The sequence below is a fragment of the Microbaculum marinisediminis genome (assembly GCF_025397915.1).
Taxonomy (GTDB): Bacteria; Pseudomonadota; Alphaproteobacteria; order Rhizobiales; family Tepidamorphaceae; genus Microbaculum; species Microbaculum marinisediminis.
Genome location: NZ_JALIDZ010000005.1, coordinates 133,773 through 156,749, shown reverse-complemented (window position 1 = coordinate 156,749; position 22,977 = coordinate 133,773). Strand labels below are relative to the sequence as shown.

The following is a 22,977-nucleotide window of genomic DNA, read 5'->3' as shown; positions in this document are numbered from 1 at the left end:
TGATCGAAGATCAGCCGGACACCGTCGCGATCAGGACGTCCGGGGCGTCTCCGCGTGCTCCAGCCGCTGCGCCCGTGCGATCCGCCGCGACGACACGACCAGGGCGACGACGAACAGTCCCGTCATCAGCAGGATGATGGTCGGCGCCGGCGCGCTGTCGATGAAGAAGCTGAGATAGACGCCGGTGAACGACGCGCCGGCGGCGATCAGCACCGCCGCCACCAGCATCGCCCCGAAGCTGCGGGTGATCAGGAACGCGATGGCGCCCGGCGCGATCAGCATGCCGATCGCCAGGATGATGCCGACGGCCTTGAGGGCGCCGACGATGGTCAGCGACAGGATCGACAACAGGCCGTAGTGCAGCAGGCGCACCGGCAGGCCGAGGGTGCGCGCCTGCGCCGGATCGAAGGCGTGCAGCAGCAGGTCGCGCCACTTCACCGCGATGATCGCCGTTACCACCAGCGCGATGACACCGGATTCCAACAGGTCGGCCGGGCCGACGCCCAGCATGTCGCCGAACAGGATGTGGTCGAGATGCACATCCGACTGGACCTTGGTGTAGAGCACGATGCCGAGCCCGAACATGCCGGAGAACACCACGCCCATCACCGTATCCTGCTTGATGCGGCTGTTCTCCTTCAGGAAGCCGGTCAGGAGCGCGCAGGTCATGCCGGCCGCGAAGGCCCCGATGGCGAGCGGGATCGCCAGGATGTAGGCGATCACGACGCCGGGCAGGATCGCATGGGCAATGGCGTCGCCCATCAGCGACCAGCCCTTCAGCACCAGGAAGCACGACAGCAGCGCCGTCGGCACCGCGACCAGGACGGAGATCAAGAGCGCGTCGCGCATGAACGCGAACTGGAACGGCTGGACGAGGGTCTCGATCAGGCTCATTGCGCCGCCTCCGCTTCGCGTTCCAGCGCCGGCTCCGCAAGCCGGCCCGCCTTCAGCGCCTCGGCCGCGCGCCGCCGCGCCGCCAGCATCCCGTGCTTGGGCGCCAGGAAGAAGGCCGTCAGGAAGATCAGCGTCTGCAGGCAGATGATGATGCCGCCGGTCGCCCCGTCGAGGAAATAGCTCGCATAGGCGCCGACGAAGCTGGTCGCGGCCCCGATCGCGATGCTGAGCAGGATGAGCCGGGGAAACCGGTCGGTGAGCAGATAGGCCGTCGCGCCGGGCGTCACCACCATAGCGATCACCAGGAAGGCGCCCACGGTCTGCAGGGCCGCCACCGTGCAGGCCGACAGCAGGGTGAAGAACACGATCTTGAGCAGCGTCGGCCGCAATCCGACGGAGCGGGCATGGGTCTCGTCGAAGAAGGTCACCATGAGGTCCTTCCACTTCGCCGCCAGCACCGCGAGCGAGACGAAGCCGATGATGGCGAGCTGCAGCGTATCCCCGGGCGTGATCGCCAGGATGTTGCCGAGCACGATGGTCTGGATGTTCACCGAGGTCGGCGACAGCGACACCATGAACAGCCCGAGCCCGAAGAAGGAGGTGAAGATCAGGCCGATGATGGTGTCCTCCTTCAGCCGGGTACGCTGGTTGAGGAACAGCATGGCGCCGGCGGCAAGGCCGCCCGACAGGAACGCGCCGAGCGAGAACGGCAGGCCCAGCATGTAGGCGCCGGCGACGCCGGGCACGATCGAATGGGACAGGGCGTCGCCGATCAGCGACCAGCCCTTGAGCATCAGGTAGGCCGACAGGAAGGCGCAGACCGCGCCGACCAGCGCGCTGACCCACATGGCGTTGACCATGTAGCCGTAGGCAAAGGGTTCCAGCAGCGTCGCCATCATGGTGCCGGTCCGCGTTTGCCTGCCCGGTTTGACGACCGGCCCGCCGTCCGGTCCGACGTCCGGGCATCGTCGTCGTCACCGTAGAAGACCAGCGGCCGCTCGTCGTCGGTCAGGACGGTCAGGCGCCGGTCGTCGGCATCCTCGTGCAGATCCGTGCCGCCCAGCACGAAATGGCGCAGCACGCCGCCGAAGGTCTTCTCCAGATTGGCCTGCGTGAATATCCGCTCGGTCGGGCCGTGGGCGAGCACGGTTCCCTTGAGCAGCACCGTCCGGTCGCAGAACTCCGGCACGCTGCCCAGGTTGTGGGTGGAGACCAGCATCACCCGGCCCTCCTCCCGCAGCGACCGCAGCAGGGCGACGATGGCCTCCTCGGTCTTCACGTCGACGCCGGTGAACGGCTCGTCGAGCAGGATCACCTGCCCGTCCTGGGCGAGCGCGCGCGCCAGGAAAACGCGCTTCTTCTGGCCGCCCGACAGTTCGCCGATCTGGCGCTTGCGGAACTCGCTCATGCCGACCCGCGCCAGCGCCTCCTCCACCGCCGCGTGATCGGCGGCTCGGGGAATGCGCAGCATGTTCATGTGGCCGTAGCGGCCCATCATCACCACGTCCTCGACGAGGACGGGAAAGCTCCAGTCGACCTCCTCGGCCTGCGGCACGTAGGCGACGACGTTGGCCTTCAACGCCGCGTCGACCGACTTGCCGAGGATGGAGATCGAGCCCCTGGCGACGCGCACGAAGCCCATGATCGCCTTGAACAGGGTCGACTTGCCGCTGCCGTTGACGCCGACGAGCGCGGTGATCGTGCCGACAGGCGTCTCGAAGGTCGCGTCGCGCAGGGCCGTATGGCCGTTGCGGTAGGTGACGGTCACGTCCTTCACCGACAGTCCCGACCCTGCATCCATGGACGCAACGTCGGCGCGATGGCCGCGCTGGTCGTTCATTCGGCGAGCCCCCTGACGATCGTATCGGAGGTTACCTTCAGGAGATCGATATAGGTCGGCACCGGCCCGTCCGCCTCGCTCAGCGAGTCCACGTACAGAATGCCACCATAGGCCGCTCCCGTCTCGCGGGCGACCTGCTGGGCCGGATCGGCCGACACGGTGCTTTCCGAGAACACGACGGGAATGTCGTTGTCGCGAACCAGGTCGATCACCTTGCGCACCTGCTGCGGCGTGCCCTGCTGATCGGCGTTGATCGGCCACAGGAAGGCCTCCCTGAGACCGAAGTCCCGCGCCAGGTAGCTGAACGCGCCCTCGCTCGTCACCAGCCAGCGCCGGTTGTCGGGTATCGCGGCGATCTTGTCGCGGATCGGGCCGATCGCCTGGGTGACCCGCGCCTTGTAGGCCTCGGCGTTGGCCTTGTAGGTCTCCGCGTTGTCGGGATCGTGCTCCACGAAGGCGTCGCGGATGTTGTCGATGTAGATCAGCGCGGTGTCCGGCGACATCCATGCATGCGGATTGGGTTTGCCCGTATACGGCCCCTCGCCGATGCTCATCGGCTCGACGCCCTGCGATACCACCGCGCCGGGAACATCCCTGAGGTTGCGGAAGAACTTCTCGAACCACAGTTCCAGGTTCAGGCCGTTCCAGAAGACGAGCCGGGCGTCCTGCGCCTTGAGGATGTCGCGCGGCGTCGGCTGGTAGTTATGGATCTCCGCGCCCGGCTTGGTGATCGACTCCACGATCGCCGCGTCGCCGGCGACGTTGCGCGCCATGTCGGCGATGACGGTGAAGGTGGTGACCGCCTTGAACTTGTCCTGCGCCACGGCCGGCACCGCCGCGACCGCGAGCGTCATCGCCAATCCGGTCGCGATGCCCGCCAGTCTCCTGCCCCCAAAGGTGCCTGCCATGCCGATTGATCTCCGTGTTGCGAATGACTTGCAATACGTTATCGCCCGAGAATGGAAATGCAACTCATTCGCAACAAAAAAATTGATACGGCCCCGCAGCGGTTCGGGCGCGCAGGCAGGCCACACGGATTGTCAGACGGTATGGGCGGCCCCGTTTTGACGCGCAAAAACAGGGTCCAGGCGCGTCGCAGTGTCCGGGCGCGGCGCGGACTCCGGACCGATAGCGGACTCCGGGCGCGCGGACGTCAGACCGCGTTGAAGCTTTCCACCAGGCTGCCGGCGATCAGGCTCCAGCCGTCCACCAGCACGAAGAAGATCAGCTTGAAGGGCAGCGAGATGATCACCGGAGGCAGCATCATCATGCCCATCGACATCAGGATCGAGGCGACCACCATGTCGATGACGATGAAGGGGACGAAGATCAGGAAGCCGATCTCGAAGGCCCGGCGCAGCTCCGAGATCATGAAGGCGGGCACCAGCACCCGCAGCTCGATGTCGTCGGGCGTCGCCGGGCGCTCGGCGCCGGCCATGTTCACGAAAAGCTCCAGGTCCTTTTCACGCACCTGGGCTAGCATGAAGGTACGGAACGGCGCGACCGAACGGGTGAACGCCTCGGACGGCTCGATCTGCTCGTTGATCATCGGCTCGATTCCGTCCTGGTAGGCGGTCTGGAACGCGGGCGCCATGACGAAGGCCGTCAGGAACAGCGCCAGCGAGATGATCACCGAGTTGGGCGGCGCCGTCTGCAGGCCGATGGCCGTGCGCAGCAGCGACAGCACCACGACGATGCGGGTGAAGGACGTCACCATCACCAGGATCGACGGGGCCAGGCTCAGGACCGTGATCAGCGCGACGAGCTGGACCGCCCGCTCGGTCAGGCCGACTCCCTCGCCGAGATCGATGTTGATGGACTGCGCCGCCGCAGTTGCCGGCAGGAGCGCCAGCCCCCCGACCGCCAGGACCGTGACCGTCAGGACAGTGACCGCCAGCATCGCGATCGCCGGGATCGCAAGCAGCAGGCGGACTCCTCCCGGGACCGCCGCACCGCTCACGGTGCGCCGGCGCAGCGCAGAGCGGCGCATGATCAGGTATCCCGCTTCAGGATCTCGTCGTAGATGCTGATGTCTTTCGCCGACTTCTTCTCGGCGTCGGCCTCGTCTTCGAGCTTGTCAGCCTCGAGATTGAGTTCCGCGGCAACGGCGGCCGCCAGATCGAAGTCCGGTTCCCGCTTCGGCGGCGGAGGTGCCGAAGCACCGGCTTCGCCCGATCCGGAGGAAGGCGGCGGTGCCGCCGGGGGCGGAGCGGCCGGAAGTGGGGCCGCCGGACGGGCGGGCGCCCCGGACGCAGGCGCTCCTGGCGTAGGTGTGCCGGACGGTGTCAGCGGTCGCTTCAATGCGGCTTCCAGACGCTGCGCCATTTCCTCCAGCTGTGCATCGCGCCCCTGCGCGGCGCCGGCCGGCTTGGCCTCGTCGTCCGCAGACGCTTCCGGCTTCGGCGCGGAGGGCGCCGGGGACGGTGCCGAAGGGGCCGGAGCCGAAGCTGGGGACGGAGCCGGCGGCACCGGCGCTGGCGAAGGCCTTGCCGCGACCGGTTCCGGCGCTTTCGGCCGCTCTGAAGGCGTAGATCCTGCCGCAGTCGACGATGCAGGCGACGGCACGGCGAGCGGCGGCACGGCGGGCCGCGGAACTGAGGGCGGCGCCGAAGGCGATGGCGATGGCGCAGACGGCCTTGCTATGGGTTGCCGGGGCGGCTCGGGGCGGCTCGGCTCGGGATGCGACGGCTCCCTGGGCGCGGCAGGCTTGGCCGCAGATGGCGGAGGCGGCGCTGCGGGAGGGGCCGCCGGAGCGGGCGCCGCGGAAGGAGGCGGAGGCGGCGTTACACGCGGCTGGGCCGGCGGCTGAGCTGCGGGCTGAGGCGCGGACGGCTTGGCCGCCGGGGCCTGGGGCGCGGGAGCCTCGGTCGCAGGGGCCTGGCGTTCGGGGGCCTGAGCCGCCGGGGCCGGCGAAGGCCTGGGCGGCTGCACCGACGGTGCGGAGGGTGCCGGGGCGGAGGCTTCAGGTCCGGAGGGCGCCGGTGCCGAGGGCGCCGGACGCTCGCTCACAGGCGGGCGCACCGGGGCCGCGGGCCGGGGTGGCGGCGCGGCGGGCCGCGGCGGGACCGGCGGTTCGACGGCACGCATCGGCCGCGTGCCTTGGGTGTCGGACAGGCGCGGCGGCACGCTGGGTTCGGCGCGCATCGTCCGCATCGGGGCTTCCGGACCGCGCGGTGCCGGCCTTGCCGGCTCCGGCGCTTCCATGCGCACGCGCTCGGCGGCATGGGCCACCGACCGGTCGCCGATGCCCGCTTCCACCACCACGTCGGCCGGGCCGCCGATCAGGATAAGATGCTCGACATCGTCGCGGCGCACCAGCACCAGCCGTCGCTTGGCGTCGACATGGGTCGCGTCCACAATGGCCAGCCGGTCCTGCTTGGCGCGCAGGGATCCGCCGAATCCGCCCCGCCCCGCTGCGACGCGCCGGATGATCCACGCGGTCACCGCGATCAGCAGCAGCACGAAGACGAAGGCGATGATGAATCTCGCCGGCAGTCCCAGCTGGACCCCTAAAAGGTTTTCGAGAAACTCCATCAGACGTGCCTCCTGCGTCCGCCGCGCACACGGAACTCGTTAACGTTCGTCGGCAGAATTTGCCGGGATCAAGGCTAACAAAAAGTTAACACATTAGGCCAGAAACACCGGAATCCCGACTTTCCGCCCCATCGGATCATGAACAAGCGGTTAACGGCATTAACATCCCATTAACCATGGACCCGGCAATGTGTGCCCATTCTACGACGACATGGCAAGCTGGAAAGGAGCAATCGTGTCGATCGCCGAGATCCCGATTTTCTCCGCCCTCAAGTCGAAGATGTCCTGGCTGCAGGCCCGCCAGACCGTGCTTGCGGCGAATGTCGCCAACGCCGACACGCCCGGATATCGCGCGAACGACGTCGAGACCTTCGTCCTCCCCGGCGCCGATCGCGTGGCCACGCCCGGCCGCATCGCTCCGCTCGCCACGCATTCCCGACACCTCGCGGGCTTCGCCGGCACCGCGTCGCCCTGGGACCAAGACGACAAGGATACTTTCGAGGTCACCCCGTCCAGAAACTCGGTGGTTCTCGAGGAAGAGATGATGAAGGTCGCCGAGACCCAGCTCGATTACCAGATGGCCACCGGCCTGTACGCGCGCGGAATTGGCCTGTTGAAAACCGCGCTCGGGCGCCGCGCCTGAAGGGAATAGCCGCCGATGGACCTGATGAAAAGCCTCAAGATCGCCGCCGCGGGCCTCCGTGCCCAGTCGAGTCGGATGCGCATCGTCTCGGAGAACCTGGCAAACGCCGATTCGACCGCGCGCACCGCCGGAGGCGATCCCTATCGCCGGCAGATCCCCACCTTCAAGGCCGATTTCGACCGCGAACTCGGCGCCCATATCGTCAAGCCGGGGCGCGTGCGCGAGGACATGAGCGAGTTTTCGACCCGCTACGAGCCGGGCCACCCGGCCGCGGATGCAAAGGGCTACGTGAAGACCGCCAACGTCAGCACCCTGGTCGAGATGATGGACATGCGCGAGGCCCAGCGCAGCTACGAGGCCAACCTGAACATCGTCCGCTCGGCCCGAACGATGATCCAGCGCACCCTGGACATCCTGCGCGCCTGAGCCGCGCCCAACCCGATTCGAGAGGAGAGCACGCATGACCCCGGCAGCAGCGATCAAGGCCTATGCCGCCGCGGCCGACGCCGCGATGACGAAGGCGCCCGGCACCGAAAAGACGGCCGGAATGCCGGATTTCGGAGAGATGCTCGGCACCGCAATGACCAACGTGGTCGAGCAGGGCCGCGCCGCCGAACAAACCAGCGTCGCCGCGCTGACCGGCGGCACCGATCCGGTCAATGTCGTCACCGCCGTCGCCGAGACCGAACTGGCGCTTGAGACGATGGTCTCGATCCGCGACAAGGTGATCGCCGCCTACGAGGAAATTCTCAGGATGCCGATCTGACGGCCAGCGGGCTGGCTGTCGGCTGACCGCCGACTGAATCGAGGGAGGATTGAGCGAATGAACGGTGCGGAAGTCCTCGATATCGCCCGCGACGGCGTCTGGACGCTGATCAAGGTGTCGAGCCCGTTGATGCTCGTCGGGCTGGTCGTCGGCCTCGTCGTGGCGCTGTTCCAGGCCCTCACCCAGATCCAGGAGATGACACTGGTCTTCGTGCCGAAGATCATCGCGATGTTCCTGGCGCTCATCGTCACCCTGCCCTTCATGAGCGAGGCACTGGGCAGTTTCATGGTCCGGATCGCCGAGCATATAGTGGCCGGCTGAGCGCGATCGCGCCCCAAGCGAAGCGCCCTACAGCCCTCCCGATGCAGATCGAGCTCCTCCCCGGCGTCGCCTTCGTCTTCATGCTGATCTTCGCCCGGGTCGGCACGATGCTGATGCTGATGCCGGCGCTGGGCGAATCCTCGTTTCCCGCCCGCCTCCGGCTCGTGTTCGCGCTGGCGCTGGCGTTGGTGCTCTATCCCGTCGTCGGCCCGGACTATCCCCCGGTCCCTGCGGATTTCGGCACCATCCTCCGGCTGCTGATCATCGAGTTCGCGATCGGCTTCCTGATCGGCCTCACCACGCGCTTCATCACCTTCTGCCTCCAGGTCGCGGGTTCCACCATCGCCTTCCAGATCGGCCTCGGCTTCGCCCAGAACGTCGATCCCACCCAGGGCATCCAGGGCGCGCTGTTCGCCAGCTTCCTGTCGATGCTCGGCATTACGCTGATCTTCGCCACCGACCTGCACTATCTGTTCCTCGGCGCCATCCGCGACAGCTACGTCCTGTTCCGCCCCGGCGCCCCCCTGCCCGTCCGCGACGCGGCGCTGATCGCGCTGGAGACCTTCGCCGGCACCTTCAAGGTTGGCGTCCAGATGTCCGCCCCCTTCATCGCCTTCGGCCTGATCTTCTATCTCGGCCTCGGCGTGCTCTCCCGCCTGATGCCGCAGATCCAGATCTTCTTCGTCGCCATGCCGGCCAACATCCTGATCGGCTTCCTGCTCCTGGCCCTCGTGCTGGGCAGCACCATGGCGTGGTTCCTCGAGCATGTGGCGGGCTCCATCGAGCCCTTCCTCCTGCGCTAGCCCGACGGGACCGCCATGGCCGAAGAACAGGACCAGTCGGAACGCACGGAAGACCCGACAGACCGAAAACTGGAAGAAGCCCACAAGCGCGGCGATGTCGCCAAGAGCCAGGAGGTCAACACCTGGTTCGTGCTGACCGGGGCGACCCTGGTGTTGCTGGTCTTCGGTCATTCCATGACCGCGAGCCTGACCGAGGCCTTCGCCGGCCTGCTCGGCAATCTCCACCAGATCCCGATGGACAGCCACGGCCTGCGCAACGTCTTCGTGCGGGTGACGCTGGCCAGCATCGCCGCGATCGGCCTGCCCCTGTTCGTGCTGATGGTCGCCGCCTTCGCCGGCAACGCCATCCAGCACAAGTTCGTCTGGTCGCTCGATCCAGTGAAACCCAAGGCCTCGAAGGTCTCGCCGATCGCGGGGTTCAAGCGGCTGTTCTCGCCCCAGAGCCTCATCAATTTCGCCAAGGGCCTGGCCAAGCTCGCCATCGTCTCGGGCGTCATGTTCGTCATCGCCTGGCCGGAGCGCGACCGTCTCGACAGCCTGATGAGCATGGACCCGGCCATGCTGATGTCGACGGTTCAGGAAATGGCGCTGAAGCTGCTCGCCGGCGTCATCGCGGTGATGACCATCGTTGCGGCCCTCGACTACGCCTGGCAGCGACACAGCTGGTACAAGCGCCAGCGCATGTCGCTGAAGGAGCTGAAGGACGAGTACAAGCAGACCGAAGGCGACCCGATGGTGCGCGCCAAGATCCGCCAGGTCCGCGCCGAGCGCGGCCGCCAGCGCATGATGGCGCAGGTACCGCAGGCCACGGTGGTGGTCACCAACCCGACCCACTACGCCGTGGCGCTGAAATACGAGAAAGGCATGGCGGCCCCGGTCTGCGTGGCCAAGGGTATCGACCGGGTCGCCCTCAGCATCCGCGAGATCGCCGAGGCGCACGACATCCCCGTCATCGAGAATCCGCCGCTCGCCCGCTCGCTGCACGCCGCCGTCGACGTCGACGAAACGATCCAGCCCGATCATTACAAGGCGGTTGCGGAAATCATCGGCTACGTTATGCAGAAGAAAGCCAGGTCCGCATGGCGGTCGAATCAGGACACCATGCGGTAAACTTGGTGCGTGATTGCCCCAATCCGGCCAGATGGGACCGTCAGATTGCGCAGATCGTATCGTTGCCGGCCGAAGGCCCGCCGATCTGCACGTCCGGCCCCGGCCCGAGCGATGGCCTTGAGGGATGACCGAAACGCGACTTGATCCGCCGGCGAGCGACACCGCGCCCGAGAAGCCCGAGAAGGAAGGGTCGATCGGCGTCGTGATCCTGCTCGCCATGGCGCTGATCACCATCGCCGTGGCGCTGGCGCTGATGGGGCGCGAGGAAGCCCGTCCGGTGGTGCTGGGCCTGCTTGCCTTCCTTGCCGTCGTCGGCGTGTTCTCGCTGTTCGCCGCCTCCGTCGGCCTCGTGCGCTTTTCCGACAAGCGCCGCGGCGACGGTTTCGGCGAGATAATCGCCGAGGACGTGCCGGAAGGCATGCTGGTCACCGGCCGCGGCGGCCGCATCCTGTTCGCGAACGCCGCCTATATGCGCCTGACCGATGCCGAACGCGCCGCCGACGTACGCGGCGTCGAGCGCGCCTTCGCCGGCGACGCGGAAGCCTCCGAAGCCATATTCCGCCTGTCCCAGGCCGCCGCCGCCGGCCGCCGCGCCGAGGAAGAGGTGCGCACCGAACGCGCCGCGCCCGATGGCGAGGGCCGGCGCGCCACCTGGTACCGCATCCGCGTGCAGCCGCTGGCCAGCCGCGGCAAGCGCGACCTGCTGTGGCAGGTCGCCGACATCACCCACGACCGCGTGCGCCAGGAGGACGTGTTCCGCGAGCTGCAGCGGGCGATCGACAATCTCGACCACGCGCCCGCCGGCTTCTTCTCCGCCGATGCGACCGGTCGCATCCGCTACGTCAACGCCACGCTGGCCGGCTGGCTCGGCTACGATATCGCCGAGACCGAAACGGCATCGCTCACGCTCGACCGGATCATGTCGGGCGACTCCGCCGCCCTCGTCCACAACATGGAGCCGGCGCCGGGCGAGGTGCGGGTCGAGACCATCGACCTGGATCTGGTGCGCCGGGACGGCCGCACCCTGCCGGTGCGCCTGCTGCACCGCGTCGCCTTCGACCAGGCCGGCAACCCCGGCACCTCGCGCACCATCGTGCTCAACCGCAGCGCCGGCGCGGGCGATGTCGCCGAGACCCTGCGCGCCGCCGAGGTGCGGTTTGCCCGCTTCTTCAACAACACGCCGCTGGCGATCGCGACCGTCGACCGCAACGGCCGCATCGAGCGCACCAACGCCGCCTTCGCCCGCCTGTTCGCCGGCAAGGACCGCAGCGTGCGCAACATCGCCGACTGCGTCGGCGACCGCGACCGCGAGGCCCTGCTCGACACGCTCGATGCGGCGTTCTCGGGCCAGGCCGAACTGAAGCCCGTCGACGCGCCCGTGGCCGGCGACGCCGTGCGCATCGCCCGGTTCTACGCCAGCCCGGTCGAGGACGGCGACGGCGAGGCGGCGATCGTCTACGCCCTCGACATCACCGAGCAGAAGGCGCTGGAAGCCCAGTTCGCCCAGGGCCAGAAGATGCAGGCGGTGGGCCAGCTCGCCGGCGGCATCGCCCACGATTTCAACAACGTGCTGACGGCGATCATCGGCTTTTCCGACCTGCTGCTGGCCAATCACCGGCCGACCGATCCCTCGTTCAACGACATCATGAACATCAAGCACAACGCCAACCGGGCCGCCGGCCTGGTGCGGCAGCTGCTTGCCTTCTCGCGCCGCCAGACCCTGCGGCCGCAGGTCCTCAAGCTCGCCGACGTGATGTCCGCCGACATGCAGGTCCTGCTCGCCCGCCTGCTCGGCGCCAAGGTCGAGCTCAACCTCGACCAGGCCCGCGACCTGTGGCTGATCAGGGCCGACGTCAACCAGCTCGAGCAGGTGATCATCAACCTCGCCGTGAACGCCCGCGACGCCATGCCCGGAGGCGGCAAGCTGACGATCCGGACCCGCAACGACGGCCGCGACGAGCCGATGACCAGCGGCGACGCCACCATGCCGGCCGGCGAGTACGTCCTGCTCGAGGTCGAAGACACCGGCACCGGCATGCCGCCGGAGGTCATGGCCAAGATCTTCGATCCGTTCTTCACCACCAAGGAGGTCGGCAAGGGCACCGGCCTCGGCCTGTCGACCGTCTATGGCATCATCAAGCAGACCGGCGGCTTCATCTTCGCCGACTCCACGCCGGGCAAGGGCACGTGTTTCCGCATCTACCTGCCCCGTCACGTGCCCACGGAAGAGGAAGCGGCACCGAAGCGCGAAGTCGCCGCAGAGGCGCCCAGGGACCTGACCGGACGCGGCACGATCCTGCTCGTCGAGGACGAGGAGGCGGTCCGCGCCTTCGCCGCCCGGGCGCTCGCCTCGCGCGGCTACACCGTGCTCGAGGCCGATACCGGCGTGGCCGCGCTCGAGGTGATGGACAGCCACGAGGGCACAGTCGATCTGGTCGTCTCCGACGTGGTGATGCCGGAGATGGACGGGCCGACGCTGCTGAAGGAAGTGCGCAAGCGCAATCCCAAGCTGAAGGTGATCTTCGTCTCCGGCTATGCCGAGGACGCCTTCGCCAAGAACCTGGAGGGCGGCGAGCAGTTCCACTTCCTGCCCAAGCCGTTCAACCTGAAGGAACTCGCGGCCACCGTTAAGGAGGTGATGTCGGCGTGACCGCCCCCCGAACGAGACGCAAGGCCCCTGCGCTCGACGGAATCCTCGAGACCGCGCTCTATGTCGAGGATCTCGATATCGCCAGGGCCTTCTACGCCGACACGATGGCGTTTGCGGAAATCCTCTCCGACGCGCGGATGGCCGCCTTCGCCGTCGGCGACGACCGGGTGCTGCTGCTCTTCAAGCGCGGCGCGAGCGCGGTCGAGGCGCACTTGCCGGGCGGCATCATTCCGCCGCACGACGGCTCCGGCCCGATCCACATCGCCTTCGCCGTCTCCGCCCGCAGCCTGGCCGCCTGGGAAAGACATCTCGCCGCCGCCGGCATCGAGATCGAGAGCACCGTCGACTGGCCCGACAAGCGCGGCCGCAGCATCTATTTCCGCGATCCCGACGGGCACCTGCTGGAGCTGGCGCCGCGCCGGCTGTGGAAGCATATGTGAAACTCCCCGGGCCGTGTACCGACTGTGGCCGTATCTACTTCGATCTCAGCGTAAGACCGATCCCAATAACGGTGATATCGTCGATGCCCGGAAACCGGGCCGATAACTTTCCCCAGTGCGTTTGTAGCGCGGTGACAAGTACCGCGAAATTCACCCTGTTGGCCGAACCGGACAAATCCCTACTTTTTTGCCTTGCTACTCCTTTTGCCTCGATAGACAACGACGAAATAGCCTTGGTTCGTGCTGTTAAACTCAATAACCGCACAGTCTCGAATTGTGATCGATCATGTTTATCAGAAACACTCCAAGACTTAGGCACGCGACAACCTGCCGAACCACGGCCACACCGCCGAACCAACCCCGGCAAGATGTTCCTATTGTGTTCATGGAACAAACCGGGTACATTCTTCACAACCGGATCGCATTCGCTCTGGTGAATCACGAGCCCCTTGTGGAATAAGGAGTGGGACCGATGGCTGTATCTCCGCTGCGCGTCGTTGAAGGAGACGGAATGGACAAGAACAAGGCACTCGAAGCCGCGCTCGGACAGATCGAACGCCACTTCGGCAAGGGCTCGATCATGCGGCTGGGCCAGGACGGCAAGGTCGTCGAGATCGCCGCGATCCCGACCGGGTCGCTTGGCCTCGATATCGCACTCGGCATCGGTGGCCTGCCGCGCGGCCGCGTCGTCGAGATCTACGGGCCGGAATCCTCCGGCAAGACGACGCTGGCGCTGCACACGGTCGCCGAAGCCCAGAAGCGCGGCGGCATCTGCGCCTTTGTCGACGCCGAGCACGCCCTCGACCCGACCTATGCCAAGAAGCTCGGCGTCAGTGTCGACGACCTGCTGATCTCCCAGCCCGACACCGGCGAGCAGGCGCTCGAGATCGCCGACACGCTGGTGCGCTCCGGCGCGATCGACGTTCTCGTCATCGACTCCGTCGCGGCGCTGACCCCGCGCGCCGAGCTGGAAGGCGAGATGGGCGACTCCCTGCCCGGCATGCAGGCCCGCCTGATGAGCCAGGCGCTCAGGAAGCTGACCAGCTCCATCTCCCGCTCCAACACCATGGTCATCTTCATCAACCAGATCCGCATGAAGATCGGCGTGATGTTCGGCAGCCCCGAGACCACCACCGGCGGCAACGCGCTCAAGTTCTATGCCTCCGTCCGCCTCGACATCCGCCGCATCGGCGCCATCAAGGACCGCGACGAGGTCGTCGGAAACCAGACCCGCGTGAAGGTGGTGAAGAACAAGCTCGCCCCGCCCTTCCGCGAGATCGAGTTCGACATCATGTATGGCGAGGGTATCTCCAAGACCGGCGAGCTGCTCGACCTCGGCGTCAAGGCCGGCGTCGTCGAGAAATCCGGCGCCTGGTTCTCCTACGACAGCCAGCGCCTCGGCCAGGGCCGCGAGAACTCCAAGCAGTTCCTGCGCGACAACCCCGAGATCGCCAACGAGATCGAGACGGCGATCCGCCAGAATGCGGGTCTTTCGATCTCCCTGGCCAGCAAGTCCGGTGATGACGGGGCCGCTGACGATGGCGACGCCGCGCTGAAGGCCTGACCGGCCCGTCACCATCGCAATTCCGTGCCGGGACGGCGCGTCGCCTTGTGCGATGCGCCGTTTCGCTTATGTGATCCTGTGGACAGCCTGCGGACCCGTCGCTAAAACCACGCGCGGCCGTCCGATTTGGCCGGACCGGCGGGATCGGCCCGCCGCCCCGACACTTTCAGTGCAGGGCCCTTTCCAGTGCAAGACAGGTGTACCGCCCGATGACCGGCGTCAACGAGATCCGCACCGCGTTCCTCGACTACTTCAACAAGAACGGCCACGAGATCGTCGCCTCGAGCCCGCTCGTGCCCCGCAACGATCCCACGTTGATGTTCACCAACGCCGGCATGGTGCAGTTCAAGAACGTCTTCACCGGCGCCGAGCACCGGCCCTACTCCCGCGCGGTGACGGCCCAGAAGTGCGTGCGCGCCGGCGGCAAGCACAACGATCTCGACAATGTCGGCTACACCGCCCGGCATCACACCTTCTTCGAGATGCTCGGCAATTTCTCGTTCGGCGACTACTTCAAGGATCTCGCCATCGAGCTGGCCTGGAACCTCGTCACCCGCGAGTTCGGCCTCGACAGGGACCGCCTGATCGTCACCGTCTACGCCGAGGACGACGAGGCGCACGGCCTGTGGAAGAAGATCGCCGGCCTGTCCGACGACAAGATCATCCGCATTCCCACGAGCGACAATTTCTGGGCGATGGGCGAGACCGGCCCCTGCGGCCCCTGCTCCGAGATCTTCTTCGACCACGGCCCCCATATCCCCGGCGGCCCCCCCGGCAGCCCGGATGAGGATGGGGATCGGTTTATTGAGATCTGGAATCTCGTGTTCATGCAGTTCGAGCAGGTCACGCCGGACGAGCGCGTGTCCCTGCCGCGGCCCTCGATCGACACCGGCATGGGGCTGGAGCGCATCGCCGCGGTGCTGCAGGGCACCCACGACAACTACCAGATCGACCTGTTCCGCCACCTGATCGCGGCCTCCGTCGAGCTGACCGGCGTGCCGGCCGAGGGCGCGCACGGGCCGAGCCACCGCGTCATCGCCGACCACCTGCGCGCCTCAGCCTTCCTGATCGCCGACGGCGTGCTGCCTTCCAACGAGGGCCGCGGCTACGTCCTGCGCCGCATCATGCGCCGCGCCATGCGCCACGCCGAGCTGCTCGGCGTCCGCGAGCCGCTGCTGTGGCGCCTGGTCCCCGTCCTCGTCGCCGAGATGGGCCGCGCCTACCCCGAGCTCGTCCGCGCCGAACCGCTGGTCACCGAGACGCTGAAGCTGGAGGAGACCCGCTTCCGCAAGACGCTGGCGCGCGGCCTCGACCTGCTCAACGAGGCGACCGCAGGCATGGCCGCCGGCGCCGAGCTCGCCGGCGAGACCGCCTTCAAGCTCTACGACACCTACGGCTTCCCGCTCGATCTCACCCAGGACGCGCTGAAGTCGCGCGGCATCGCCGTCGACACCGCCGGCTTCGACACCGCCATGGCGCGCCAGCGCGAGGACGCCCGCCGCGCCTGGGCCGGCTCCGGCGAGGCGGCCACCGAGACCGTCTGGTTCGCGCTGCGCGACCGGGCCGGCGCCACCGAGTTCCTCGGCTACGACACCGAGACCGCCGAGGGCGTCGTCACCGCGCTGTTGAAGGACGGCCACGAGGTCTCGCGCCTGGAGGCCGGCGACGAGGGCATCGTCGTCCTCAACCAGACCCCCTTCTACGCCGAATCCGGCGGCCAGGTGGGCGATGCCGGCGTCATGCGCGGCCCCGACGCCGGCCCCGACGCTGCCGGCCCCGACTCGGGGAACGCGCGCGCCCTCTTCCGCGTCACCGACACCCAGAAGAAGCTGCACGGGATCTGGGCCCATGTCGGCCGGCTGGAGGCCGGCGCGCTGGAGATCGGCCAGCCGCTGGAGCTCGCCGTCGACCACGCCCGCCGCGCCGCGGTGCGCGCCAACCATTCGGCGACCCACCTGCTGCATGCCGCGCTGCGCCAGGTGCTGGGCGATCACGTCGCCCAGAAGGGCTCGCTGGTCGCGCCCGACCGGCTGCGCTTCGACTTCTCCCATCCCAAGCCCGTCGAGGCCGCCGAGATCGAGACCATCGCCGATCTCGCCAACGACGTGATCCTGCAGAACGACGCGGTCGTCACCCGCGTCATGGATGTCGACGAGGCGATCGAGTCCGGCGCCATGGCGCTGTTCGGCGAGAAATACGGCGACGAGGTCCGCGTCGTCTCGATGGGCAATCCTCCGGGGGGCCAGCCTTCCGAGGGTACGTCAGGCTCAAAGGGAACGGGGGCGAATGCCCCCTGGTCGGTGGAGCTGTGCGGCGGCACGCATGTGCGCCGCACCGGCGATATCGGCCTGGTGGCGATCGTCGGCGAGGGCGCGGTGGCCGCCGGCGTGCGCCGGCTGGAGGCGCTGACGGGCGATGCCGCCCGCCACTATCTCAGCCGCCAGGACCAGCGCCTGCGGTCCGTCGCCGCCGAGTTGCGGGTGTCGCCCGACGAGGTCGAGGAGCGGCTGAAAAGCCTGCTGGACGAGCGCAAGACGCTGGAGCGCGAGCTTGGCCAGGCCCGCCGCAAGCTCGCGATGAGTGATGGGTCCGGGGGCGGCGGCGGCCCCGAGATCGTGACCGTTGGCGACGTCAGGTTCCTCGGCCGCGCGGTCGAGGGCGTCCAGCCCAGGGACCTGCGCCCGCTCGCCGACGAAGCGAAAAAGCAGATCGGCTCGGGCGTCGTCGCCATCGTCGGCGTCACCGAGGACGGCAAGGCCGGCCTCGTCGTCGGCGTCACGGATGATCTGACGGATACGATCAGCGCCGTCGATCTGGTGCGCGTCGGCGCCGCGGCGCTGGGCGGCAAGGGCGGCGGCGGCCGCCCCGACATGGCCCAGGCCGGCGGACCCGAGGGGGCCAAGGCCCAAGAGGCGCTTGAAGCGATCACGGCGGCGTTGGGGGAAAAGGCTCCGGCCTGACGCCCTCCCCCAATCCCCGCGCCCTCTCCCGCCTCAGTCCGCGGTTTGCTTCCTGCGCGGTCCCGCCCCGGATTCGGCCTTCGGCCGGTCCGCGGACAAGCGGCGGCGGAACTCGCGCGCCAGAGCCCTCAGCCTTCCCGCAGCCCGGTCCCCGCTTTCGCGGGGACACGCGGTCTATGGCACGGCCCTCCCCCACCGCTCATTACCGCGAAGGCGCGCGTCCGGGGGCGCTGGGTAGCAAGGACCGCGGCCCCGTCGACATGGACCAGGCCGGCGAAAACGACGGGGCACTCCAAGCAAATACGGCAGCGTTGGAGGAGAAGGCCCCGGCCTAGAGCCCCAAGTTTTCCCGCCTTCTCCCGCGTATTTCAGCGTTCTACTTCCGCGCGGTGCCGCCCCCGTATCTGGCCTTTAGCCAGTCCGAGGAGAAACACCAGCGGTAATCCCGCGCCTTGATACTTCTTTCCACTGGCGCACCAACAATTTGCGGGCCATCCGTACACTGACGGGGAAGCCCGCAGCGATCTCCACGACCGGAAAATTCTTCTCGACGATGCCTCCACCGTCACCAATCCAGCCCGCGGGACCTGTGTGCATCTGCGGGCGAGGCTTTCACTCCTCGGTACCTGCTTCGTGGCATCTCGCAATGAATAGCTTCATACAATCACGACGGATGAACAGCCACTTCAGATTCCACAGTGAAGCCTCGACGAGGAACCACGTAAGAAACTGATTGGGATAGGCAACCGGCCTTGCTAAGCATCGATATAGGTGCGAACATGATGTATCATAAGCCCTTTCTAGTACCTGTCAGAAAAACACAAGGGTGATATGAGCTACACTACGCAACGTTATTTGCGCTTCGTTATTCCCGGAATGCTGGGGTACTTCTCCCTTTATTTCATATGCCTTGGAGGGAATTTCTGCAACATTGACTGGCCGGCCAGTTTAGATGAGGTTATGAAGCTAACGGCTGTATTTCTGATTGCGTTTTTTTATGATTTATTGCCGCTTAGAAAACTCGCAAATTCGAAACACGAAGATATCATCAATAAATATATAATAACGACTCTAAAAGAACCATTTATCCGCAATAACAACAATTTGGATAGAATAGAATGGGATGAGTTTAAAGATATTTATTATAAATTAATTGATAATGATGAAACACTAAAAATGAGATCTCAAACCATTCGATTTAATGGAACGCTTTGGAGTAGCGCAGCTGATCTTCGGGCAATATCAGGGGTGTCATTATTAATTCTAATTTTATTTTTGATTGCATCAAAATGCGGAATATACAACGACTTTAACGAAAATGAAATTCTAAAGAGCTGGGTAATATTTTCTGTCGGTTTCATTTCTTCTTTTCCAATTTCCTGGACTCTAACATCGCGACATCGCACCATGGTGCGAGGACAATGCAATTATATCATACGTCACAGAAAAGATGAACTTGAGAAAGGCATCGTTAAAGTTGCTCAAACCGATGATAGATAAGTTTCAACGCGTGCACGAAATTTGCGAAATTCTTAAGTCTATTGACTATCCGCTTACGGTAGGTTTCAGCGGCGGCAAAGATAGCAGCGCCGTCGTAAAGCTCTTATGGGCCTGCGCCCGAATTTTGAAAACTGACTGCCCACCACTAAAAATTGTATATTGCGACACGGAAGTCGAAAATCCCGTAATCGACTCTCATGTAAAAAAAACCCTGCGCATGCTGCAAGCAGAAGCTAATGATAACGGAATTCGTATTTCTTGCGAAGTAATTAAACCTGAAATACATCGAGGATTTTTCGTTCGGATAATTGGCCGCGGATATCCACCCCCCACAAATAGCTTTCGATGGTGCACAAAAGATATCCGAATTCGCCCCTTTCAGCTTTATCTTGGATCGAAAAATGAAGTTCCATGGATAGCAATTGGGACGAGATATGGTGAGAGCGCTCAGCGGGATCGGTCCCTTAAGAAGCACGAAGATTCGTCTTCACCTAGTCGGTTTATTCAGAGACAGCGTGAAGGAAACAGAGAAACTCGACTATTGACGCCCATTATAGATTTCGGAACAACTGATGTATGGGATATACTTTGCGAATTTAAGGAACCACATGCTATAGATGTAACAACACTGGCCACTCTTTACAAAGATGGCAGTGGAGAATGCCCTGCGATCCGCGACTTTAAAGACAAACCTTGCAGCAAGGCTAGGTTCGGCTGCTGGACGTGCACTGTCGTTCGCAATGACAAGTCTGCGGAAAATCTTATTAATTCTGGCTACGATGAGCTTCGTCCGTTCTTTACGTTCCGATCATGGCTTGCCGAATATAGAAACGATCCGAACAACCGCTGTTCCTCTCGGCGAAACGGGCGAAAAGGCCCCGGCCCCTTCACTATTTCCGCAAGGCACGAAATATACTCAAAGATTCGAGATTTAGAATGCATTACGAATAAAACCATAATAAATAATATTCAATCAGAATATATACTATATTTGATAAATATTGATCTTTCTGACCAAAAATACTTAGCAAGTGACCCATCGGCGCTAATAGGAAATTTTCCCCTCTTTTCAGAAATGAACCCTCCCTAGATGGATTCTCATTTCATCCTCATCCTCGCGACATGCACTCGATGTATCCGCATCCGCTTAGGAAATCCTCTCTCATCGGACCAATCGTATTGCTTCACGCGAAAATAGGAATAAATTCCTTGCGCAGCGTGTCGCTCCTCTGGTAGACTGCTCGCACACTCGACACTTGCGCCTGTAATCCGCGCGCCGCCGGCGGCAACCAACCCGGCGGCGTTCTTGCGTTTGCGCCTGTCGGCTCGACCCGACGTAACCATCGTCATCCCGGACGCCGCGCGGCGGCTATCCGGGATCGGGGAGCCTCGGAGCGTGCGGGGGCTCTCCGATCCCGGCTCGCGCGTCGCTTGGCCGGGATGACGACGGATCGGGTGTGCGCGACTGCCTCGCTCCCCCGGCCACACGACAAGCCTCCACTTCTCCCCGGCGGGGAGAGGTCGCGCCAAAAGCGCGAGTAAGGGGGTAAGGCGCGGTCCGCCTGGGCGGACGAAACGCAAATGCGTTTCGAGCGACGAACGCCCGGCAATGACGGGAAGGCGGCGAGCCCGGCGGTGTTTCTGCGTCCGGGCCTGACGCCTCCGGCCCCCCGCCTTCGCGGGAATGCGCGGTGTGTGTGGCGCGGCCGTCCTCCAGCCGCTCGCCCCCGCGAAAGCGGGGGTCCAGGGCGGCGCCCTCCGCCCTCTCCGTCGTCATCCCGGCCGCAACGCAGTGGAGAGCCGGGATCGGCGGGCCCCCGCGCTGTCCGTGGCGCTCCGATCCCGGATCGCGGCGAGACATCGGATGTTTCCGATGTCTCATCCCCATGCGGAGATCGGGAGCACCCGATGTCGCGGGCCGCGTCCGGGATGACGACGCAGAGGCCCGGGCCCGCCTGGTTCGGGACACGAGTGTCCGGGACACGAGTGTCCGGGACGCGCCTCACCATGAGGGTTTCACTCCGAGTGTCTCCTCATCCTGAGGAGGTCGCGACAGCGACCGTCTCCCCCGGGTCCGCGCAGGCGCGGCCCGAGGACAGGCTCCGGATCGAGGCCCCTTCCCCCTCGCACGTCATGCCCGGGCTTGACCCGGGCATCTCGTTGTTTGGGGCACGCCGCCTGAGATTGCCGGGTCAAGCCCGGCAAGGACGTGGATGGCGTGGGGGCGGTCTGTCCCCGTCGCGCCGCCACCCCCTTCCCGTCCACTCCAACACCGGAGCCCCATCATGCCCCACCTGCCCGAGGACCGGCTGGCGCTGGTCCGCAAGCTCTACGAGGCCAGCGAACTGACCATCGCCGAGATCGCCATTCTCGCCGAGGTGTCGGAATCCGCGATCTACCAGCGCGCCCGCCGCGAGCAGTGGGCGACCGCGCGCCGGCCCGGCGTCAGCCCGCGCAGGCAGAAGCGGCGCCCAGCCCTGCCCCCGACGCCCGCCCTGCAGGCGCTGGCCGGCGAAGGCGAGACCGGGCTGCCCGAGGGCGATCCGCGTCAGGCGGTTGCCCTATCACCGGCCGGCGACGACGACATCGACCGCGCGGCGACGGCCGGGCGCCTGTGGCGGGCGATCGACCGGCACCTGCGCGACCTGCACGCGCAGGACGCGGCCGCCGACACGATTCGCGCCGCGCAGAACCTGGCCGCCCTCGCCCGCACCCTGCAGACGCTGGTCGACGTGGAGCGCGGGCTGCAGCGCGACCGCGGGCCGCTTGCCCCGCCACTGGACGAGGGGCCGGTGGACATCGACGAGTTCCGCAACGAAATCGCCCGGCGGATCGAAAACCTGTGCCGCGAGGCAGACGACTGACCGGCGCCCGCGTCCCCCCTGAGGGGCATGTTTTTCTTCGCCGGCTTCTAAAAATGCGTGTATGGTTTCCGGGGGGACACGCAGGCCGCAACAGGCTTGCACCGGGCAGGCCGGCAGGCTGCGCAGAGGCCCCCGTGAAGGGAGGTTCACCATGGCAAGGTTCATCGTGACGGGCTGCTACACCCCGACGGCGATCAAGGGCATGATGTCCAAGCCCAGCGATCGCGAGGCCGCCGCCAAGGCCATCACCAAGGCGGCGGGCGGCAAGCTCGAGGCGTTTCACATCACCACGGGGCCGACCGACTTCTCCATGACCGTGTCGATCGACGACGTGACGTCGCTGATGGCCGGCCTGATGGCGGCCGGCGGGGCCGGGGCGGTCACCAACGTCCAGACCATCCGCGCCTTCTCCTCGGCCGAGTTCACCGAGATGCAGAAGAAGGCCGGCAAGTTCGCCGCGTCCTACAAGGCGCCCGGCTGACCGCGCGCCGCGGCCGGGGCGCGCGATGCGCGCCCCGGACCTACGTCACAGCTTTGCCTACGTCACAGCTTGCTTACGTCACAGCTTGCCTTCGTCGCCCGCAAACGACACCTCGGCGCCCTGGCCGTCGTTGGAGACCAGGCATTTCCACGGCGCGCGCTGCGCCCCGACCCCGATCATCACCAGCGAATTGGCCTCGGAGAACTCGGTGCTGAGCACGGCGACGTCGGGCTCGCCCGTCTCCTGCCGGACGGCGGCGAGGCAGGCGTTGATCGCCGCGTCCGAGACCTCGGAGGTGGTGGTGTCACCACTGGTGGTGTCACCGCTGGTGGTGTTGCCGCTGGCGGTGCTGCCGGCGGCAGTGCCGCTGGCGGGGGACTGGGTCGCCGGCGCTTCAGCCGCCGGGGCCTGCGTGGTTGGGGCCTGCGTCGTTGGCGCCTCGGCTGCCGGGGTCTCGGCCGCAGGGGCCTCGGTCGTGGCCGGCTCGGTCGTGGCCGGCTCGGACTGGCTCGTCGGGGCCGTCTGTTCGGTCGTCTCCTCCTCCTCGGAACAGGCGGCGACACCGATCAGGAGGACGACGGACAGGATGCTGAGGACACGGTTCATG

The 22,977-nt window shown here is 65.8% G+C and carries 21 protein-coding genes; 14 read left to right on the top strand and 7 right to left on the bottom strand.

What is annotated here, in order from left to right; all coding sequences use genetic code 11:
- Window positions 1–30: 30 nt before the first annotated feature.
- The 6 genes from MUB46_RS12260 to MUB46_RS12235 form a co-directional block, all read right to left on the bottom strand.
- Window positions 31–894, bottom strand: a complete 864-nt coding sequence (locus tag MUB46_RS12260) for a metal ABC transporter permease (protein WP_261616204.1) — start codon at window positions 892–894, stop codon at window positions 31–33.
- Entirely contained in the window at window positions 891–1,793 is a 903-nt protein-coding gene (locus tag MUB46_RS12255) for a metal ABC transporter permease (RefSeq protein WP_315902735.1), read from the bottom strand. The genes MUB46_RS12260 and MUB46_RS12255 overlap by 4 nt, the downstream gene beginning before the upstream one ends.
- Window positions 1,790–2,734 (bottom strand): manganese/iron ABC transporter ATP-binding protein, encoded by a 945-nt coding sequence (locus tag MUB46_RS12250; RefSeq protein WP_425256258.1) that lies wholly within the window; start codon window positions 2,732–2,734, stop codon window positions 1,790–1,792. The genes MUB46_RS12255 and MUB46_RS12250 overlap by 4 nt, the downstream gene beginning before the upstream one ends.
- Window positions 2,731–3,588 (bottom strand): metal ABC transporter substrate-binding protein, encoded by an 858-nt coding sequence (locus MUB46_RS12245; protein ID WP_261616495.1) that lies wholly within the window; start codon window positions 3,586–3,588, stop codon window positions 2,731–2,733. The genes MUB46_RS12250 and MUB46_RS12245 overlap by 4 nt, the downstream gene beginning before the upstream one ends.
- Window positions 3,589–3,887: 299 nt before the next feature.
- Entirely contained in the window at window positions 3,888–4,634 is a 747-nt protein-coding gene (gene fliP / locus MUB46_RS12240; protein WP_261616494.1) for a flagellar type III secretion system pore protein FliP, read from the bottom strand.
- A 92-nt stretch (window positions 4,635–4,726) separates the two neighbouring features.
- Window positions 4,727–6,268, bottom strand: coding sequence for a FliO/MopB family protein (locus MUB46_RS12235; RefSeq protein WP_261616203.1), 1,542 nt, complete (start codon window positions 6,266–6,268; stop codon window positions 4,727–4,729).
- A gap of 280 nt (window positions 6,269–6,548) precedes the next feature.
- Here MUB46_RS12235 and MUB46_RS12230 point away from each other — a divergent pair, with 280 nt between their 5' ends.
- From MUB46_RS12230 to MUB46_RS12165, 14 genes are all read left to right on the top strand, one after another.
- Window positions 6,549–6,911, top strand: coding sequence for a flagellar basal body protein (locus MUB46_RS12230; RefSeq protein WP_425256264.1), 363 nt, complete (start codon window positions 6,549–6,551; stop codon window positions 6,909–6,911).
- 15 nt (window positions 6,912–6,926) lie between these two features.
- Window positions 6,927–7,337, top strand: coding sequence for a flagellar basal body rod protein FlgC (gene flgC / locus MUB46_RS12225; RefSeq protein ID WP_261616201.1), 411 nt, complete (start codon window positions 6,927–6,929; stop codon window positions 7,335–7,337).
- Window positions 7,338–7,371: 34 nt separating this feature from the next.
- A complete protein-coding gene (fliE, locus tag MUB46_RS12220; RefSeq protein ID WP_261616200.1) occupies window positions 7,372–7,677 on the top strand; it encodes a flagellar hook-basal body complex protein FliE in 306 nt (101 codons plus the stop codon).
- A 57-nt stretch (window positions 7,678–7,734) separates the two neighbouring features.
- The gene (gene fliQ / locus MUB46_RS12215; RefSeq protein WP_261616199.1) at window positions 7,735–7,998 is read left to right on the top strand and encodes a flagellar biosynthesis protein FliQ; all 264 of its coding nucleotides are present in this window, start codon (window positions 7,735–7,737) and stop codon (window positions 7,996–7,998) included.
- A 41-nt stretch (window positions 7,999–8,039) separates the two neighbouring features.
- Complete coding sequence (gene fliR / locus MUB46_RS12210; protein ID WP_261616198.1) at window positions 8,040–8,801, top strand: flagellar biosynthetic protein FliR; 762 nt, start codon at window positions 8,040–8,042, stop codon at window positions 8,799–8,801.
- 15 nt (window positions 8,802–8,816) lie between these two features.
- A complete protein-coding gene (flhB, locus tag MUB46_RS12205; protein WP_261616197.1) occupies window positions 8,817–9,911 on the top strand; it encodes a flagellar biosynthesis protein FlhB in 1,095 nt (364 codons plus the stop codon).
- Between the two features lie 124 nt (window positions 9,912–10,035).
- Window positions 10,036–12,561, top strand: a complete 2,526-nt coding sequence (gene cckA, locus MUB46_RS12200) for a cell cycle histidine kinase CckA (RefSeq protein WP_261616196.1) — start codon at window positions 10,036–10,038, stop codon at window positions 12,559–12,561.
- The gene (locus tag MUB46_RS12195; RefSeq protein ID WP_261616195.1) at window positions 12,558–13,001 is read left to right on the top strand and encodes a VOC family protein; all 444 of its coding nucleotides are present in this window, start codon (window positions 12,558–12,560) and stop codon (window positions 12,999–13,001) included. Before cckA ends, MUB46_RS12195 begins: the two co-directional genes overlap by 4 nt.
- Before the next feature lie 472 nt (window positions 13,002–13,473).
- Window positions 13,474–14,565, top strand: coding sequence for a recombinase RecA (recA, locus tag MUB46_RS12190; protein ID WP_261616194.1), 1,092 nt, complete (start codon window positions 13,474–13,476; stop codon window positions 14,563–14,565).
- Window positions 14,566–14,774: 209 nt separating this feature from the next.
- Window positions 14,775–17,525: an alanine--tRNA ligase gene (gene alaS / locus MUB46_RS12185; protein WP_261616193.1), complete on the top strand. Its 2,751-nt coding sequence runs from the start codon at window positions 14,775–14,777 to the stop codon at window positions 17,523–17,525.
- Between the two features lie 831 nt (window positions 17,526–18,356).
- Entirely contained in the window at window positions 18,357–19,025 is a 669-nt protein-coding gene (locus MUB46_RS12180; RefSeq protein ID WP_261616192.1) for a hypothetical protein, read from the top strand.
- Window positions 18,976–20,115, top strand: coding sequence for a phosphoadenosine phosphosulfate reductase domain-containing protein (locus tag MUB46_RS12175; protein ID WP_261616191.1), 1,140 nt, complete (start codon window positions 18,976–18,978; stop codon window positions 20,113–20,115). Before MUB46_RS12180 ends, MUB46_RS12175 begins: the two co-directional genes overlap by 50 nt.
- A gap of 1,195 nt (window positions 20,116–21,310) precedes the next feature.
- Complete coding sequence (locus tag MUB46_RS12170; protein WP_261616190.1) at window positions 21,311–21,889, top strand: hypothetical protein; 579 nt, start codon at window positions 21,311–21,313, stop codon at window positions 21,887–21,889.
- Between the two features lie 151 nt (window positions 21,890–22,040).
- Window positions 22,041–22,370 (top strand): GYD domain-containing protein, encoded by a 330-nt coding sequence (locus tag MUB46_RS12165; RefSeq protein WP_261616189.1) that lies wholly within the window; start codon window positions 22,041–22,043, stop codon window positions 22,368–22,370.
- A 78-nt stretch (window positions 22,371–22,448) separates the two neighbouring features.
- Here MUB46_RS12165 and MUB46_RS12160 read toward each other — a convergent pair whose 3' ends face one another.
- A complete protein-coding gene (locus tag MUB46_RS12160) occupies window positions 22,449–22,976 on the bottom strand; it encodes a hypothetical protein (RefSeq protein ID WP_261616188.1) in 528 nt (175 codons plus the stop codon).
- Window position 22,977: the final 1 nt, after the last annotated feature.

What these genes read in the sequence shown, in the direction of transcription:
- MUB46_RS12260 (WP_261616204.1), bottom strand. Translation starts at nt 894, where the DNA reads ATGAGCCTGATCGAGACCCTCGTCCAGCCGTTCCAGTTCGCGTTCATG.
- MUB46_RS12255 (WP_315902735.1), bottom strand. Translation starts at nt 1,793, where the DNA reads ATGATGGCGACGCTGCTGGAACCCTTTGCCTACGGCTACATGGTCAAC.
- MUB46_RS12250 (WP_425256258.1), bottom strand. Translation starts at nt 2,734, where the DNA reads ATGAACGACCAGCGCGGCCATCGCGCCGACGTTGCGTCCATGGATGCA.
- MUB46_RS12245 (WP_261616495.1), bottom strand. Translation starts at nt 3,588, where the DNA reads ATGACGCTCGCGGTCGCGGCGGTGCCGGCCGTGGCGCAGGACAAGTTC.
- fliP (WP_261616494.1), bottom strand. Translation starts at nt 4,634, where the DNA reads ATGCTGGCGGTCACTGTCCTGACGGTCACGGTCCTGGCGGTCGGGGGG.
- MUB46_RS12235 (WP_261616203.1), bottom strand. Translation starts at nt 6,268, where the DNA reads ATGGAGTTTCTCGAAAACCTTTTAGGGGTCCAGCTGGGACTGCCGGCG.
- MUB46_RS12230 (WP_425256264.1), top strand. Translation starts at nt 6,549, where the DNA reads ATGTCCTGGCTGCAGGCCCGCCAGACCGTGCTTGCGGCGAATGTCGCC.
- flgC (WP_261616201.1), top strand. Translation starts at nt 6,927, where the DNA reads ATGGACCTGATGAAAAGCCTCAAGATCGCCGCCGCGGGCCTCCGTGCC.
- fliE (WP_261616200.1), top strand. Translation starts at nt 7,372, where the DNA reads ATGACCCCGGCAGCAGCGATCAAGGCCTATGCCGCCGCGGCCGACGCC.
- fliQ (WP_261616199.1), top strand. Translation starts at nt 7,735, where the DNA reads ATGAACGGTGCGGAAGTCCTCGATATCGCCCGCGACGGCGTCTGGACG.
- fliR (WP_261616198.1), top strand. Translation starts at nt 8,040, where the DNA reads ATGCAGATCGAGCTCCTCCCCGGCGTCGCCTTCGTCTTCATGCTGATC.
- flhB (WP_261616197.1), top strand. Translation starts at nt 8,817, where the DNA reads ATGGCCGAAGAACAGGACCAGTCGGAACGCACGGAAGACCCGACAGAC.
- cckA (WP_261616196.1), top strand. Translation starts at nt 10,036, where the DNA reads ATGACCGAAACGCGACTTGATCCGCCGGCGAGCGACACCGCGCCCGAG.
- recA (WP_261616194.1), top strand. Translation starts at nt 13,474, where the DNA reads ATGGCTGTATCTCCGCTGCGCGTCGTTGAAGGAGACGGAATGGACAAG.
- alaS (WP_261616193.1), top strand. Translation starts at nt 14,775, where the DNA reads ATGACCGGCGTCAACGAGATCCGCACCGCGTTCCTCGACTACTTCAAC.
- MUB46_RS12180 (WP_261616192.1), top strand. Translation starts at nt 18,357, where the DNA reads ATGAGCTACACTACGCAACGTTATTTGCGCTTCGTTATTCCCGGAATG.
- MUB46_RS12175 (WP_261616191.1), top strand. Translation starts at nt 18,976, where the DNA reads ATGAACTTGAGAAAGGCATCGTTAAAGTTGCTCAAACCGATGATAGAT.
- MUB46_RS12170 (WP_261616190.1), top strand. Translation starts at nt 21,311, where the DNA reads ATGCCCCACCTGCCCGAGGACCGGCTGGCGCTGGTCCGCAAGCTCTAC.
- MUB46_RS12165 (WP_261616189.1), top strand. Translation starts at nt 22,041, where the DNA reads ATGGCAAGGTTCATCGTGACGGGCTGCTACACCCCGACGGCGATCAAG.
- MUB46_RS12160 (WP_261616188.1), bottom strand. Translation starts at nt 22,976, where the DNA reads ATGAACCGTGTCCTCAGCATCCTGTCCGTCGTCCTCCTGATCGGTGTC.